This is a genomic window from Enterococcus sp. XAF26B05_ASV22 (assembly GCF_056727285.1).
Map to the genome: position 1 here is coordinate 2987970 of NZ_CM161538.1, position 16813 is coordinate 3004782.

At 33.6% G+C, this 16813-nt stretch carries 11 protein-coding genes; 3 read left to right on the plus strand and 8 right to left on the minus strand.

Annotated elements, in window-relative coordinates; translation table 11 throughout:
- Positions 1-1058: 1058 nt before the first annotated feature.
- Positions 1059-1403 (plus strand): potassium channel family protein, encoded by a 345-nt coding sequence (locus AC1PU0_RS14810; RefSeq protein ID WP_069655060.1) that lies wholly within the window; start codon positions 1059-1061, stop codon positions 1401-1403.
- A gap of 409 nt (positions 1404-1812) precedes the next feature.
- On the opposite strand, the gene AC1PU0_RS14815 is transcribed toward AC1PU0_RS14810, so the two are convergent.
- The 7 genes from AC1PU0_RS14815 to AC1PU0_RS14845 form a co-directional block, all read right to left on the minus strand.
- Positions 1813-2481, minus strand: a complete 669-nt coding sequence (locus tag AC1PU0_RS14815; protein ID WP_206849283.1) for a hypothetical protein — start codon at positions 2479-2481, stop codon at positions 1813-1815.
- Positions 2482-3408: 927 nt separating this feature from the next.
- Positions 3409-4116 carry a phosphatidylinositol-specific phospholipase C domain-containing protein gene (locus AC1PU0_RS14820; protein WP_206849282.1) on the minus strand — a complete coding sequence of 236 codons (708 nt, stop codon included), beginning with the start codon at positions 4114-4116 and terminating at the stop codon, positions 3409-3411.
- Entirely contained in the window at positions 4097-4402 is a 306-nt protein-coding gene (locus tag AC1PU0_RS14825) for a hypothetical protein (RefSeq protein WP_206849281.1), read from the minus strand. Before AC1PU0_RS14825 ends, AC1PU0_RS14820 begins: the two co-directional genes overlap by 20 nt.
- Positions 4403-4878: 476 nt before the next feature.
- A complete protein-coding gene (locus AC1PU0_RS14830) occupies positions 4879-6420 on the minus strand; it encodes an ABC-F family ATP-binding cassette domain-containing protein (RefSeq protein WP_206849280.1) in 1542 nt (513 codons plus the stop codon).
- Positions 6421-7140: 720 nt separating this feature from the next.
- Positions 7141-8568: a helix-turn-helix domain-containing protein gene (locus AC1PU0_RS14835; protein WP_206849279.1), complete on the minus strand. Its 1428-nt coding sequence runs from the start codon at positions 8566-8568 to the stop codon at positions 7141-7143.
- Positions 8569-9174, minus strand: coding sequence for a bacterial Ig-like domain-containing protein (locus AC1PU0_RS14840; protein ID WP_206849277.1), 606 nt, complete (start codon positions 9172-9174; stop codon positions 8569-8571).
- Between the two features lie 100 nt (positions 9175-9274).
- Complete coding sequence (locus AC1PU0_RS14845; RefSeq protein ID WP_206849274.1) at positions 9275-13522, minus strand: bacterial Ig-like domain-containing protein; 4248 nt, start codon at positions 13520-13522, stop codon at positions 9275-9277.
- Positions 13523-13809: 287 nt separating this feature from the next.
- Between AC1PU0_RS14845 and AC1PU0_RS14850 the strand changes: the two genes are divergently transcribed.
- Positions 13810-14481 (plus strand): hypothetical protein, encoded by a 672-nt coding sequence (locus AC1PU0_RS14850; protein ID WP_069655050.1) that lies wholly within the window; start codon positions 13810-13812, stop codon positions 14479-14481.
- Positions 14481-15344 (plus strand): sce7725 family protein, encoded by an 864-nt coding sequence (locus AC1PU0_RS14855; RefSeq protein ID WP_206849273.1) that lies wholly within the window; start codon positions 14481-14483, stop codon positions 15342-15344. Before AC1PU0_RS14850 ends, AC1PU0_RS14855 begins: the two co-directional genes overlap by 1 nt.
- Before the next feature lie 135 nt (positions 15345-15479).
- On the opposite strand, the gene AC1PU0_RS14860 is transcribed toward AC1PU0_RS14855, so the two are convergent.
- Positions 15480-16670, minus strand: a complete 1191-nt coding sequence (locus AC1PU0_RS14860) for an AbrB/MazE/SpoVT family DNA-binding domain-containing protein (RefSeq protein ID WP_206849271.1) — start codon at positions 16668-16670, stop codon at positions 15480-15482.
- Positions 16671-16813: the final 143 nt, after the last annotated feature.

Here is a 16813-nt window from a genome sequence, read left to right on the forward strand (position 1 = left end):
CATTCTTAACCAATCACTTGATGTAAAACATACGGCAATCGAAATAGAAAAAATGTCTTGAAATCAAAAAATAAGGCATTCATACAGTTATACGAGCACACTTTCTGATAATGTAGTAATTGAATCCATACTTCAATCCATTACATAAATCCAAAGCAGTTTGAAAATTTAACGAAAAGGAAAATAGCTTATCAATCTCTACTATAATGTGTCCAAGATATTGACCTAGATTCACTTATCCTCTATAAATCAATGAATTTAATTTGTAATAGTTATAAAAAACGAAACGTAAAACAAACATTAAAAAAGATATTTACAAAGTCCATACTAAAAATAGATTTTAAACTAAAAAAACCTCAATAAGATATCTTTTTTAAAATTGTAACTACTATGATGATATTTCCATTTATCGATAAACACATGATTTATTTAGAAATGAATTGTAAAACAATTTTGATAAATATGCAATTATTTTACTTTTCATTTTCATAAAACAACATAAAAAAAGGCGAATTTCTCCGTAAATTCAATAACTCATCTTTAGTATTAAAAGTATGTCTCTAATCTATACTTATGTTTAAAAATATAAAGAAAATTTAAATTTTATGATTGATTCTCCTTATCAAGTTAAATGTTTCTGATATTTTCTGTTATTTTTTCAGCTCTATTATTCAAAAATAACCTATTATATATACTAAAAATGTTTAATACACTCTACTTTAAAATACGCTTATATAAAAATTCCGACAGAATCGTTGTAGGGAATAAAAATGAAAAAATTATTCTAAATTTTTTTATTACTTTTATAAATAATTTAACCTTTCCTTTATTGTTCTTAAAAAAATTATACACCGTGTCAATCAACTGTCTAAATGGAGTCCTCTCGTTCTTTCATTTACAAAGAACCAACCCAAATTTCTTCTCACATACAAGCAAAATCATCTTCTGTAGTTCCAATAAAGATATGCGAAAGATAAAAAAATTCTTGATTATTTTTATGAATAAAGACTATACTCAATCTTAGGTGTTAAATGATTATTGAGGAGAGGAGAAAATAAATGATTTCTCTTTATTTTATTATTAAAAGACTTTTTAAGGACTTTTTTAAACTCGTAGATGATGATGAGTTCAGAGCGTTATTTGCCTTGACTTTCTTGACATTAATATCTGGCACAATCTTTTATAGTTGGGCAGAGTCACTGTCATTATTTGATGCGCTATATTTAAGTTTTATTACTTTGACAACCATCGGCTATGGGGACATGTATCCTGTAACTGCGATAGGAAAAGCCTTTACAATGCTTTATGTCACGGTTGGTCTAGGAATTATTTCGTTGTTTATATCAAAATTAGCATCTGCAGAAAAAGCGAGAAAAATTAGTAAGCGAAAAGATACTCATTAGTTCAAAATTATTGAGCAAAATAGTCTATGGCTATTTGCTTCGAATTTACACAAAAAGAGCTGGTTTGATTGCCAACTCCTTTTTGACTTTCCATTGCATAACTATGTTGTTTATGTAACTCATCCTCTAATTAGTCCTGACAGGCTTTCGCTTGCTTCAGGAAACAGCATAATACTCTCGGTTTTAAATTTAAATAATCACTCCAAATTCAAAAACCTTATATGATGTATAAATATATCCTACATCATATAAGGTTTTAGGTGAACTGTTTTTACATTTAATCAAGAACTATTTTCTTTCCTTTTGGATCTCATGTATGCTGCTACTAATCGTTTTTCACAAAAGTTGTACCACTTCTAAAATAGCTCTCTCTTCCGCTCTTTGATTGCTAATTAAAAAATGAATACTGTTAATTTACAGGTCTAAACTCTAAATTTTTTCTTGTAGTTCTATATACAAAATTTAAGCCAGCAGGATCTGTAGGAATTTTATTACCTAACAATTGACTTCTATTCATGTATAACCATAGTTTATTTTGTTTACCTGTTCTAGCTATTAAATTTGTGCTATATACCGCTATATTTCCATAATAAACATCCGCTTCATACTTACCAAATCCAATTTGACCTTTTCCATCTACATTATTTCCTGCAATAAACAAATTATCTCCAGATTGTTTTAAAATCATATCATTATATATCCCCCCCGTGAAGTAGTTTCTAGATGCCCACTCACGTTCGTTTCCCCAGTTACCGTTCGTTGACTTTACTTTAACAGTGTCTCCTTCGTGTACTATTTCTCCGCTAGGTTTTCCCGTTATTACTTGAGCTGTTCCGACTGCACTAGAATTATTAGAAAAAAGTAAATTATCATAACTAAGATGAGGTTCAAAAGTTAATCCACCTCTTTTTATATTCGTATCTCCTATATGCCAAACATAGTACTCTTTTCCGTAAATTAGAGGATTTCCATTTGAATCACATATCTCTCCATTTACTGTATCTGCAAATGCGTCTTTAGTTCCCGTAAAAACAAATAAAAAAATCAAAATACAAAGAATAAAGTTTCTCTTTTTCATAAAATTATCTCTCCAATACTTATTAATAATAGTATATTAACAAATTCAATATTTATATTTTAGAATATTATAAAAATCTCATTGTAATTTAAATAGTATGTATTAAGATGGATTTTATAATGAATTTAGCCATTTGGTAACTGTCATAGCAACATTTTATGTATTATTGAGGTTCCCTATACCAATCGTTTTGATACAGACTACCTTGTTTTTATAAAGAGCTAATGATTAATTTTATAAAACAAATATGAATATAAAGAAAATAGTATCAAGAATGACGTCAACCCTAGAATATAACCGAATATACCATCAATATTTTCAAATAGCATTTCTTTAATTAGCAATGATGTTATAAAAGTAGCAGTAAGTATTGATAACTTAATAAAATTTGAACTTTCATTATAAAAATTGTTAATAAGCTTATAATAGTTTCGAAATATTCTCATGTTGCTCTCCTTAAAATGTTTTATTCTTGATCTTTTTTGGGATAGTTACGGCACCAATTCTCAGTAATAATATTATGTATATCATCGTTTGATTTATTAGGTTGCATATCATTAAAGTTAACTTCTATCTCTTTTACCTTCTTTAGGGAAGAATGACTTGATTTTGTGGTATAATTTTTAAAAATAATCCAGATGAAGTTGGGACAAATACTAAAAATTTTCTTCATTTATCGTCTTTTTGAAATGCTTTTCTATTTCTTCGATGACTACTTGGGACTCAGTATATTCTTCTTTTTCAAGTTATTCTAAAACTTTTAAGCAGATTTTATTTTTCCGATTTTTTCTCTTGCTTTATCCCCCATTACTGATGAATATAACATGCTAAAGCAGACTTACAATAATGTAAACTCTACTAAATAAATAAAGCGAACCCCTTAGTAATAATTACCCAACTTACTCTCCATTAAAAGTTTTTTTAGTTTTATTTCGTGAATCTACTATTCGTTTTAATGACAGACTCATACAACCTTGGTTCCCATTCTTTTCCTGCATAATCCATAATTACCCAACCAGCTCTTTGTGAACTATTTGAGTTTATATATTGTGCCGTAGAAGGATTTAAATAACCTGCGTAGTAATATGGGCTACTCCACATTGCTCCGCCACTACTTAAACTGACAAAGTTGATAAAATAACTACTATCATCGGCATTATTATTTGTATAACGAAGGAACTCTTCAATTGCCTCTTTTTTAGGGTAATAGCTCACATTATATTGATCTTGAACATTTATAGCCCGACTGCCTATCCACTTGCTAAAAGTCTTATTGTCATCCCATCTTATATACGGTATACCAGAAAAATCTATCCTACCAGACATCCTGTTCATCAATACAATTTTGCCTCTTACATCTTCTAATTTAGGGTACAAAGAATTTCCTTTGTAAAAGTTATTGTCGTAATAAGTATCTCTGAATATTTCTTCTACACTTTTTGTAACACCTGGCATGGCTTCATACTCCGTTTTCAAAGACATTATAATCGTTTCAGATGGATTATTTTTTAAAAACGTATTAGCACTATTTATAAACTCCCATAGCGATGCATACAGAAATATACTTCCGTGATGAAGGACTAGCTGATCATTTTTTACTGCTCGAACACGGATATCAAAAAAAACTGACGCCATAACTGAACTGATCTTCGAAATCTCGATATTGGGTCATTCCCCAGACTTGCTTGATAAGGTCTCTTAATTTGAACGTCCCGCTATCATGACTTCCAGGTATGGAAAGACGTGATATTTCAGTATCATCCCGTATTGCATTCATCCATTTTGAGTGATTACCCAAGCTAGCTGCTTCTGAGTCATTGACTTTAAATAGCAGGATTAATAATAAAGAAAATAGCACAATTCCTAGTTTTTTCACACTAATCCCTCGAAAATAATATTCTTTCTTTTTTAGCTCTGTCATTTTACGCTCTCCTTTAATAAATATGTACTGGTTCACTATCGGTTGTAACCTAATGCTTTAATTCTTGCCTTCAGTTCCGAAGCTCTTTCTTTCCCAGTTGTAACCTCTACGATCGTTTCTAGCGATTGTTTTGCCAATGAGAAGAATCCCATTATTTAAGCTACTTTTTTTCGAATAAATTTGAGTTTTTATTTATTCGCTCTATCCATAAATACTCCTTTCTCCAAATTGTTAAACATAGCATATCGTATTGTGACATAGTACACAATCCTAATATTGTAATTTAGTAAGAAAAAGAAAAGCCCAATCTATTTATGTTGCTGTAGATTCGGCTTTTCTCTATCTATGTCATCACTACTATACGACTTAACCTTCGTTCTATTGATTTCGATAAATTGTAGGATGAACTTCATCGAATACTTGATTCCGTATTTCTACAACTCGTTGAAACGTTATACCAGAATGTTTTACATGATTTATTGCTTCACAAGGTTTTTATCCGCAACTGTATAGATATGATCACCTATAGTTGAATAAAACTCTTCGTCATTTGAAATCAATACGACACTGCCTCTAAAAGCCTTTATGGCCTCTTGCAGCGCTTTTCTTGACTCTACATCTAAGTGATTGGTTGGCTCGTCTAAAATCAGAAAATTACTTGGTTGCATGGTTAAATCACATAATTTCACTTTTGATTGTTCCCCACCGCTTAACATAAAAATATTTTTAGATGCAATTTCTCGTTTCACCCCACACTTCGCTAACTCTCGACGAACATCTTCATACGTAAGTTTCGTGTATTTATTGGCTAATGCTTCAATCGGTGTCCATTCAGTATTTTCCCACTCGATATCTTGTGAGTGATAACCTGTAACAACTTGAGGGGAAAATTGTACTTTTCCAGAAATCGCCGGTACCATTGCTAAAAGTGTTTTTACTAGTGTAGATTTTCCTAACCCATCTTGACCCGTAATTACTATTTTTTCGCCTTTTTTCACTTGTAGATCACGTACAGTAAGTAAGGGGGCTTTATAGCCTACTGTTAGTTCATCGATCGTTAACGCATTCGGTGAGCTTTGAGGTATTAATTTAAAGGAAAAGTTAGATGCCACTTTTTTCTCTGGTTCTTTCAAACGATCCATTTTTTCCAAATGTTTTCTTCTGCCTTGCGCCATTTTCGTTTTGATCCCTGCAATATTTTTTTGAATAAACGCTTCTGTTTCTTTGATTTTACGTTGTTGCGCTTCAAACTGACTTTGGTAAGCCTCTGTTAAATGAGCTTTTTGTTTTAAAAAGTCAGTATAATTACTATGGTATTTCTTGATCGAACCAAAATCGATATCACAGATACACGTTGCAATGTTACTTAAAAATTCTGTATCATGGGAAACAATAATAAAGGCATTTTCAAAAGCATTTAAATACTCTGTCAGCCATTCAATATGTTCTTGGTCCAAATAGTTAGTCGGCTCATCTAAAATCAAGACAGACGGTTTTTCTAATAGTAACTTTGCCAAAATGACCTTGATTTGATCTCCACGGTTTAAAGCTGCTAATGGTTGATCAGCATCGCTTATCCCAAGTCCTGTAATGGCTTTGTTAATATCGTTTTCAACTTGGTAAAAACCTTTCAGTTCCAAATTTTCTTGGTAAGTAGCTGCTCTTGTCAATAATTGGTCATCGCCCGTTTCTCCATAGGTTTCATAGAGTTTCAACATTTCTTTTTCCGTAGCAAATAATTCTTGATAGGCTGATTTTAAAAATTCATTGATGGTTAGCGATTGATCCATATCCACGTATTGGTCTAAATACCCTAATGTAGCCGCTGGATTCCACGATATCGATCCTGCATCTGGTAATACTGTGCCTAAGAGCATTTTTAGTAAGGTACTTTTTCCTGCACCATTTTTACCAACAATTCCCATATGTTCATTGCTTCTTAAAGTAAATGAGCTGTTCTCATAAAGCTGTTTATCTGGTACTGCATACGTTAATTCTTTGACTTGTAATAATTCCATTTTATTTTTCCTCTTCCATTTGGTTTCATAGATTTTTACTAAAGAACATACAAAAAAGACCCATAGACAAAATGTCTAGGGCCTTATAATCTATATATTCTTCAGTAAATAGGTAGACTAAATACATAGCAAACTTGTGCTATTTTTTAGTATACGACATTTACTGATGAATAAGAAAAGCTCATAAGCTTTCCGATTAAGCTCCACACAACACTTCATCAAAAATAAGTTGTAGGGAGCTAAGAGTTGAAATAAATAATACGTACATTTGAAACACCTTCCTCAGAGGTACTCTACCATTTTGAAGAAATTTAGTCAACTTTCAATTTAATTTGAGTAATTATATTGAGTAAATGACTCCATTCCACAACATGGATTACTATACTTTTTGCAAACAATCCAAAAGAGACACGTATTACTCAAATCTCTTATTTCTCGTCTATTTGAATTTTTTTTATTTCAAAACTGTAATAAACGAATGCTCTTTATCGATGTTGTTTTTTTCTTGATTATCGTATTATTACGTTATAACTAAAGGAGGTTTACAATGAATCAAGAAAAAAAGACCAAAAAATTTAAAAAACATGGCAATTTATACGCTTGGGTCACAACGATTATCTCGGAAATCGTAGATCGAATAATCTTCTAGATTTCATTTATATAGAAAAAAGGCATGAGAAAAAGCTTAATAGGCTTGTTCTCATGCCTTTATTATTGATCTTAGATTCTTTTTTTATTCAACTGCCGCTCTCTATTGATCCACACAATCTCCTCACCAAAATTACGCCAATCGCTTGCTCTTGGGGGCGCTAGCCAGATTAGAGTTCGTGCTGAAAAAGTTGTTTTAGAATGATAATCAGAGACGATTAAATCTGTATCTGGACGTAAGACTGGTTGAAAATTTATGCTAAAAGAATCAAAAATTTGAATTTGTTCTTTGATAAATTGATTATATGTTTCGCCTTGGGTGAAGTTCACATGGATATTTATCGGATGTTTCTCATTTTCCTGATCGTATTGTTGAGAAAGTACAAGTAATAAATTGAAAAAAAGAGATTTTTTACTATGTTTAAATGCTTCTTTATCTAGTTGATACATAAATGAATGGCAGACTTCAAATATGACTGGATAACGCTCATGGAAAAAATCTAAGTCTATCACACGTAGTGTAAGATCAATCAAAGGGGTAATAAATTGGTGCTGATAAATCGTCCTAGTTATATTAAGCCAACATTCTGGTTTTGTTAGTGTTAGCTGTGGATATAGACGAATTTGTCGCTCTAATTGCTGCTTATACTGTTCAACCGACTGATTTTCAAGGTCGCAAAATTCACTTCTGTAAATAGATAACTGGCTAACCATGCCTCTTACTTCGACTTCTTTTTCGCGGTTGGTTCCACTTAACGTCTGCTTGGTCCATTGATCTATTATTTGATATATCACGTTTTTTGTGTCAAAAGTGGCTGAGTAAGTAGGACTAGGCAAAAAATAGTTGTGTTTTCTATTCACTCTTTCTAACATAACAAATAAGTAATGTTTAAACAGATAAAATACCGTAACATCATTGCAATACACTTTAATAGATGCAAGTAACTCACTTACCAATACGTTATCTGATTGATTGTACAACTCATCTGAATCCTTGTAAATTCGATAAAAAAGCATCACAAAATAGTGACGGATCGTCCTTTCATCTCCAACTAGTTGGAATGTTTTGGATAATTTTATATCATATTGCACTAGCTCTTTTCGAATCCTATCAACAATTTTATAGACAACAGTACGGCTCATTCCATGTTTTTCTCCGTATTTTTTGATCGAAGTAAATTGGTTAAAAAATATCGTTTGTAATAATGTAAATTCTAGTGAATGTTTTAAATAGCTTTCCTCAACAATGCTTGATGATATCTGAGAATCTTGAAATAAGATGATCTCATTACTTTGCTCGATCAATTCCATTTCATCAATCAACTGAAACCTTTTCAAGTCCTCATTTATTTCAATAATGTTCCTTTCTAGAAGGTATTGAGAAATAGTCAATTGCTCACATAAATTATCTTTACGTTCTGAAAATGAATAGTGCTGCTCCAATTTTCGAATAATAGATAGCTTTAAATTCGTTCGATCATCTAATAACAAGAAATCCATTTATACTCTCCTTGTCCCATACAACAGTGTCCCTGACATGAAACTCAACATATTTCCAAAACTCGTGGAATCTGGTAGATCCGCTCCACCGGGTGTATTTAGGTCTCCCTTTGGTTCAGTCGGTTCATTTTGCAACAGTTCATCATTCAACATGATTTTTGTTTGTGCCTCCATCGGAGAATACTGCTTCTTTTCTCTTTTTTTATGTTCGGAACGGATTGAAGGATTGACCGTTACTTTAGCAGTCGCATCGTAATCTTTGTAGGAAAATTTCACAAAATAAAGGCCAGTTTCTTGTGTATTGACGTTATGTTTGATTGTTACTTGGTTTAGTTCAAGTGGCTCGCCATCTCTGTCTTTTAATGAAACAACATTGTCTAAAGGAGACCACTGTTCATTTTGTTTGATGACGATATCTTTCAATAACACTTCCGTTTGATTCTCTTTCACTTCAATTATAGCTGTTTCGACTTTTCCATCTATTTTGTAAGTCATTTTATATTTCCCAGGTGTTGTTGCTTTTTCGCCATAAAAGGGTTCAAACTGGGTAAAAAGTGCGGATGAAAATAGTAACGCAGTTCCTACAATCAAAGGTTTCTTCTTCATTAGCTCAGCACCTCCAACGTTTGGGCCAACGGAGTAAAAGGCTGAACAAAAACAGTGTTTACACTGCTTCCGTCCTAGCCCCAATCCTCGCGTCCTTCAGTTAATCTGTTCTTCTTTTCCTTAGACAGATCACGCTAATTATCGTGATCCATACGGCTAAGAGTCCAATCAAACGAATAGAATCATTAACTTTTTCACCAGTGTTAGGGTACTTCCCTTGTTTATCTGGTTTCACAATATGAGTTTGATTCTTCGTTGTTGCATTTTGTTTAGATGCCGTTTTTTCAAGGACTGTAATTTTGGCTATAGCAGTTAATTGTTTTTTGGCTGGTGCAACTTTTCTGCTTTTACTAGGCTCATTTATTTTCGTCGTTTGAACCGTATAAGCAACGTTATGTTCGCCTTTTTCTTTAGTCTCAACTGTTCCAGTAACTTCTACTTCTTCAAAAGAAATTGCTCTGCCATCACGATCCGTTGCCGATACAAAGTTATCAGCACTCTTCCAATCATCGCCAACATAAATTGTTGAATCTTTTACAACTAGTGTTGATTGGTCCGCTTTTACAGTGATTTTAGCTGTCTCTTTTAGTGTATCTGTGCCATAAATAACTTCATAGATACCGGCTTTTGTTGTATCTACCGTTCCTGTTACCTTGATATCTTGAATCGGACTATTATGACCATTTTTGTCAGTTGCTGAGACAAAATTATCAGCAGCTTCCCAAGTATCTCCTACATAGATCGTAGAGTCTTTAACAGCAAGTGTTTCTTGTGTCGCGACAACATGGATGGTTGCCACAGCTTTTTTGCCTTGATTTTCATATGTGACTTTATTATCGCCTACTTTACTTGTGTCGACAGACCCTGTTACAGTGAGTTGATCTAGGGAAATCGCTTTTCCTGTTTTGTCTGTTGCTTCGACGAAATTATCTGCTGATGTCCACTTTGTGCCAACTGAAATCGTTGAATCTTTAACTTTTAACGTCTCCTCTAAGATAACAGAAACAGTTGCTTTCGCTTCTTTTCCTTGATTATGATACGTAATTTCATACTCACCGACTTTTGTATTGTCGACAGTTCCAGTTACCGTGATTTGATCAAATGAAACTGGGTTGCCCTCTTGATCCGTAGCTTCTAAAAAGTTGTTTTCTGGCTTCCACGTATCCCCTACATAAATCGTTGAATCTTTTGCTTTTACACTGGTTTGATCAATGACTTCTTTAAGAGGAATATCAATTGTATTCTCATCTTTCGCCAATTTAATTGTTTTACCATCCGTATATTCTTCATTGATCGTATACCCTTCTGGTATTTTGTTGGCTCTTAATGTGTATTCTCCAGACATGATGGCATCAACTTTATATTCGCCAGCTTCGTTTGTTTCAAACTCTGTTTTATTATTCGTCACATTGTCGATCAATTCAAATGAAACATTTGGAATATTTATTGTTTGATCTTTTTCATTATACGTGTGAAATTGTGCTTTAGCCAAATAAACGATACCTTCTGCATCTCCTTCAGAGAATCTCAAAACAATAGGTGTTGTCGCTGTATTTCTACGCGTTTCTGTCATTTGTTCTAAATTATCCGCACTAATAGTAGTTTCTGTAGAAATTTGTCCAGCGTTTTTAGACACTGTATTGTAGGTAATCGTAATATCTTGCGTTAATGTATACTTTTCAAAAATAATTTGAGCACCTGTTGCTGTTTGCTTAACTGTATAAGCATCTTGCGGGACATTTGTTATAGCAATCGAATTTAAATCGATGCCAGCGTTCGTTGTTCCTTTAGTCGTAATAGTAAACGTTGGATTTTTGACTGTGCGTGTTCCGTTATTGATATTTTTTGTTTTCACTTCATTTTTGGTGACATTCTTCAATGATTCATGGCTTGTTTGACTAGCTGATAGGATTTCTTTCGCTTCATTTTTTATAGAAACGGTCCCTGACATTATCTGATTGCTATACAATGGCTCGGCAGTACTACCGGTCACATTGATTGTTTTCGCATCGATCCAGCCATTGGCGTATTTGTATTCAATAATGTAGCGTTTGGATGTCTTACCAAAATCGAATTTGTAACTGTTTGTCGCTTCATCGAATGTAATTTTTGGATACGCTGCGCTAGTTGGCGCTAAAGGTTTATCGAAATAATAACCACGATCCCAATACTGTGGGTAAATTGATTCCACTTGGTCATTTGACACATCATAAATATCAAAAACTACATCTACGCCTGTAGGAATTTTAGTTGATACGATTAAAGAATCAAACGAATCATTTCTTGCATTTACTAAAAATTGATTACCACTCGTTTGTAATGTTCGTTCAGAATATAGTTTTCTGCCGGTTCTAACGGTTGTTTCCACAGCTTCATAGTTATCCGCACTTAAGGTCACTGCAAGTGTATCGACAGGGATACTTTTACTTTTTTCTAGACTATCTGGTACATAGTTAAAGCCTAGATCAAGATTAAATGATGTCGTGACTGGCGTTGTAAACTTAATAATAGAACCGCCATCAGTCGCTGTTATCGTATAATCTTTATTTAATTTGTACGTAGCGTATTCCCCTTTGGGTGCTCTTAATTGTAAGTAGTTTGGATGTTCGATTTTAATGGTTGCGTTCTTTACAGGATTTTTATTGCTTCCTTCGATTGCTATCGTTGTATCGCTCATGTAGGCTCCGTTTTGATCATAATTTCCCCAAGCGGTCTCGACATTGTTTGGGTTAATAATAGAGAGCGGCTGAAGGTATTGATCAGAGACGAACATGATTTCTTTTCCGCCATTCACAACAGGTGTACTAACCGCAATGTCAATGTCTTTTTGTTCAAAAGGAATGCGTAGCTTTTCCGCCATTATTCTCAATACACTGTCTTTCGTTGCAGTCAAAACCAATTGATTTTCTTCTTTTTTTACATCAAAATAATCAGTGATTTGAACGTTTTTGTAAGCTGCATCAAAAGCAGAAAGTTGATAATCTGTAATCGGTTGTCCATTTTTGCTTTTCAAAATGATCTGTTCGCCCACTTTGGTTTGTGTAGGTAGATTGTACAGATAGAGATAATAATTTCCTTTTTCTTGGAAACTAGCGCTTTGTAGCGAACCTAAATTGGCTTCTTTTAAAGATTTTTGATCTTTACTTGTTTTTGCAGTAAATTCAAGTCCACTATATTGTCCGGATGAACGGTTTAAACTAACAGATCCTAATTTCGTTGTAGGATATTGATTGTAAAAACTATAAGAATAATTGGACACACTTTCTAAAGCTAAAGCACGATCGACAGATAACGCGTACGCTTTTTGTTGATCCATATTGTTTATCGTCACTGCTCCTCGGTATGCATTGTCCTCATCAATAGTGTAGTCCTTCTCTTTTTCTAAAAGTTGTTTTGAATCTGCGATCACATTCCCATTGATATCTACATCATATGAGAAAACACCGATTGCTTCTTTAGAGGTATTATAAAATTTTGCTCCTGGAGACTCTGACATCACTAATTCTAATGTTTGATTGCCTGATAATGTTCGATCTAAGTTATAATAAATATTCCCGTTGATTCCGTATTTATTTGTGGTTTCTTCATACTTGATCGGTGCGACCTCTTCATACAAATCGAAGTTATACTGATTAGTTGTTTGACCAGGCGTTTTGATCGTTACTAAAGGGGCTTCCTCTGTAAATACATAACTTTTCAAGTCTAAATTAAATTGTGTCTCCGTAATTCGTTGATTAAACGTGATCGTCAATGTTTTGCTTTGTGCATCAACTGACCAATGTGCCCCAACGTTTGCTACATCACCACTGATATCTGAATAGCCTAGGTGATCGGGTAAGGTCAACGTGTAAACTGAACCTGGTGCATAATCTTTATCTGCAATCACAAAATTCAATTTTGCTGTCACTGGAGTGCTATTCAATACTCTGTTTAACGTACTTTGGTTGTATTCGACACCATCCATATTGGTCAGTGTCATGTTGGTTAAAATTTCGTCTTCGATTGCTATGTTTGTTTCTGCATTTTTCGTTTTTGGGATTTGTGTATCAATTGTGTTTGCTTGCTCTGTGTCCTCCGCTGAAGTTGTATCCTCCACTTCATTTGGTAGCGGTGTTTCTGCTGATTTATCAGTTTCAGTTATCACTGTACTTGAGTTTTCTGATGATGATTCCAAAATGTTATTTTCTAAAATAGAGTCAGAATTCAACTCTGCTGGTGTGTCAACAGAAGCTGTATCTTGGGACTGTCCGTTTGTAGTTGTTGTTACCGCAAACGCATTCACCGTTGACCCAAAACTCTGTGCCAATAAAACCGTAAGCATAAATATATGTAATTTTCTTTTTTTCATAATCAATCTCCTTATTCTTAATTTTCCCATATAACTATATAATATACTTTTTTTAACATTATTATGATTATTTTTTTATATTTTAAAGAAAAACAAAAACATTTCCCGCTATTTTATTGTATAAACTCCTAAACATTCCTTTCCTTTTCTGAAAAAAAAAGACCCTTTCTGGAATTTTATTTTTTTAGATTCAACTCATTCATTATTATTTTTTTAAAGAATAAGAAAAAGACTTTATTTTTACGAACATACGTTTTATAGTAGAAGAAAAGAAAAAGGAGCTAACTATGAAAACATCATTAACAACCCAGATGGAAGAAGTGCTCTATTATTATTGTCGGGAAAATGGAGATATCGTAGTGGAAGAAGTAACGATGCCAGATGACCAAGGGATTGTTGATACATTGAGTTGTCGCTTGAATGTGGGGAAACAATTCGAATGGCGCTGTTATGAATTAAAGGTCAGTAAAGCAGATTTTCGTTCAAAAGCAAAACTTTCCTTTATTGGAAACTACAATTATTTTGTCTTGCCCGCTGCTCTTTTTGAAAAAATAAAAGAAGAAATACCCAGCCATATCGGGGTCATGGTTTATCATCAATATCTTTCTGAAGAAGCTCAAAGATTACCTGGCTATTTTACAATAGAGAAAAAACCGCAAAGACAACCACTTTTGGTCAATGAGCACGAATTGCTTTTTCGTTTGATCACAGCTCAAGCTCGCGAAGTCGGCAAAGCGAAAAAAACCTCTCGCGGTTTACGCGTATTTTCGACGGATCAGCTATACAAAGAGTTAAAAAAAAGACAACCAGATTATGATTTGTTTGGTGGTGGTGTGAATTTTTATGATCGCTTTGTTGAAGATAGTTGTGATCAAGCAGTGGAAGCCTTAAAAAGTGAATTAGACGCCACACGCGAAGCCTATTTGGAACTAGAACAGCGTCTATTGGAGGGGAAATAATGTATTACCCTTATTTTCGCGGTAAGCAGTTTGACTTACTCGCTTTGACAGAATTGGTAGAAAAAAACTGCTTATCTAAAAAGATTCTGCCGATTATTGAACCCGTCAAAAATTCGAATACCTTAAAGAAATTCGTTGAGGTATTTCATAGGGAAAAACATCCTTTTTATCTGATTCAAAACCCTCAATCTGGTGATTTTCTGACTAAAGAAGGTAGTCTTTATTTAAACTCATTGCCATTGAACAAGGCAATGATCGTGGAACAGCCTATTGAAACGCTGAATGAACAACCTCAATTATTTGTAATCAGAAACTCAACTCCTGCATTACAAAGCGATTGGCTCGGGAATCATACCAAAGTCCTGATCCCAAAAGAATTTCGTCTACTGCAAAAAGTCAAAGGCGATAAGATTCTCTCCCAAGATGTCTTTACAAGGCTCCCTAAAACCAGTTTTTATCAAGAATGTCTTGATGAATTCTTTTCAGATACGCATTTGATCTTTCAACAAAACGGATTTGTCGGTTTTAGTGATTTTTCAATTGACAGCCGAATCTACTACGAACATCGATATCCATCAAAAATCTTGAGTTTGCATCTTGTTTATTTTGAAAATAGTATGCTGCGAATCCATCATTTCCTTTCAAGTGAAGAAACACCCTCGCAAAGAGACAAATTTTTTGAGGTCATGGACGAGATCCGTACATGGAAAAGTAAATTGTGTGGCGAGAACGTAACGTTAGGAATCGACTTATTGTTTGAAGCAGTTTCAAACGACAAATTTCCTGGTATGGGGGTTATGAGGAAAGCTGCTGTGATGCATCATATGGAATTGATGTCTCGATACATAGATCGTTTTGAATAAGAAAATAGGGCGCACATCAAAAGTAAAATCACTTTTGTTTCACACCCCAGATGCGAATAAACGGTGGGAGCAGAAGCAATCCCTTCTTGTTTATCGGGATTAAACGCTTCTTTCCCAACCTCTAATTTACTATCCTTATTCCTTTTTGTTTCCAGGTTCCAGTTTGACTTTTTCCTGAAAAGTATTATTGATGTTTTGCGCCATTTTTTGTAGATTTTGAAGCAGTAACACGATCCAGCTAAATGCTAGCATGAACGATAATAACTCAAATGCCGTAAGTGAAAGATAACTAGTCCATTGAAATAACATAACAACTACGACTAGTGTTACTGCAATCATATACGAAATCGACAGGAATTCTTTCGTTACATTAGGTAGTAACCACTTGATCCCCACAATCAAAATCACAATCAAATACACTAAATAACCCGCCACTTGATTATGAATCCCTTGAAATGGACCTGTTTCAGTATACGGAAATAATCCGACAGCCCCAAGATCCAGTGCCGTCAAGGTTAAGAGAATTCGCAAAATCGTTAATCGTCTACTATGTGGCATCGCTTTTTGTAATTCTACAAATAACCCATCGATCAATGCCACCATCAACAATGAAGAAAACATCAACGTTAAATTAAATTGCCAACGACTTTTAGCTTCGATTGTTCCTAAAAAGCTAAAGTTGAATTGCCACCATTGATAATCTTTGTTTGTGATCATGGCAAGCAAAACGCCACCAATAATCACAAATATCAATAAATTAGTCAGTTTAGCCGGTGTGATCGACAATGCTGAGTAAATCATAAAATAATTGACTAATCCGACAAACACAAAAAATAACAAGGTTGCAGTATAACGATCAAAGGTCGCACCAATAAACACTATTCCAATTACTTTAAAAAATACTAATAATGTAAAAACTAAAATGACAACAAATGAAAGCAAGATTGTAGGAAAATTCCGCCAATAAATATCCTTCGACTGTGTTGTAACTTGATTTCTTTTCCCTTTAATAAAAAAGAGTAAAAAACTAAAAATACCACTTAAGACACCTAATGAAAGGACAAAATTTGCAATTGAATAAGGACCTACTAACGCCATTTGGCTGTTGTTAGTATAAAATAAGTAGCCTAAAAATAGAATACTGAACACCATTGTCGGAATCAAAAACCATCTTAGAGAGAGGGTCTGATTACCTGCCATTTTCTTTTTAGGCTCGATCACTATTTTTTGATCTTTGATACTTACTATTACATCATCTTCATTTTCTAAGTGAAACTCTTCTACTATCTTATCTGGCAGTGTAACACTAAATTGTTTTTCTTCCATGACTATTCCTCCTGACCTAATCTTAACATCTCATAAATAGTATAGATTTCTTTAGTATAAAAGCAAGTTTTAGGTAGCCTATTAGGCGAATCACCTATTAAAATATTATTTTATCTTTCATTATTGTTCGTTTTTATACGTAA

Bases quoted from the DNA above. Each gene is read 5' to 3' on its own strand.
- AC1PU0_RS14815 (WP_206849283.1), bottom strand. From the start codon at position 2,481: ATGAAAAAGAGAAACTTTATTCTTTGTATTTTGATTTTTTTATTTGTT.
- AC1PU0_RS14850 (WP_069655050.1), top strand. From the start codon at position 13,810: ATGAAAACATCATTAACAACCCAGATGGAAGAAGTGCTCTATTATTAT.
- AC1PU0_RS14835 (WP_206849279.1), bottom strand. From the start codon at position 8,568: ATGGATTTCTTGTTATTAGATGATCGAACGAATTTAAAGCTATCTATT.
- AC1PU0_RS14830 (WP_206849280.1), bottom strand. From the start codon at position 6,420: ATGGAATTATTACAAGTCAAAGAATTAACGTATGCAGTACCAGATAAA.
- AC1PU0_RS14855 (WP_206849273.1), top strand. From the start codon at position 14,481: ATGTATTACCCTTATTTTCGCGGTAAGCAGTTTGACTTACTCGCTTTG.
- AC1PU0_RS14810 (WP_069655060.1), top strand. From the start codon at position 1,059: ATGATTTCTCTTTATTTTATTATTAAAAGACTTTTTAAGGACTTTTTT.
- AC1PU0_RS14845 (WP_206849274.1), bottom strand. From the start codon at position 13,522: ATGAAAAAAAGAAAATTACATATATTTATGCTTACGGTTTTATTGGCA.
- AC1PU0_RS14840 (WP_206849277.1), bottom strand. From the start codon at position 9,174: ATGAAGAAGAAACCTTTGATTGTAGGAACTGCGTTACTATTTTCATCC.
- AC1PU0_RS14860 (WP_206849271.1), bottom strand. From the start codon at position 16,670: ATGGAAGAAAAACAATTTAGTGTTACACTGCCAGATAAGATAGTAGAA.
- AC1PU0_RS14825 (WP_206849281.1), bottom strand. From the start codon at position 4,402: ATGACAGAGCTAAAAAAGAAAGAATATTATTTTCGAGGGATTAGTGTG.
- AC1PU0_RS14820 (WP_206849282.1), bottom strand. From the start codon at position 4,116: ATGGCGTCAGTTTTTTTTGATATCCGTGTTCGAGCAGTAAAAAATGAT.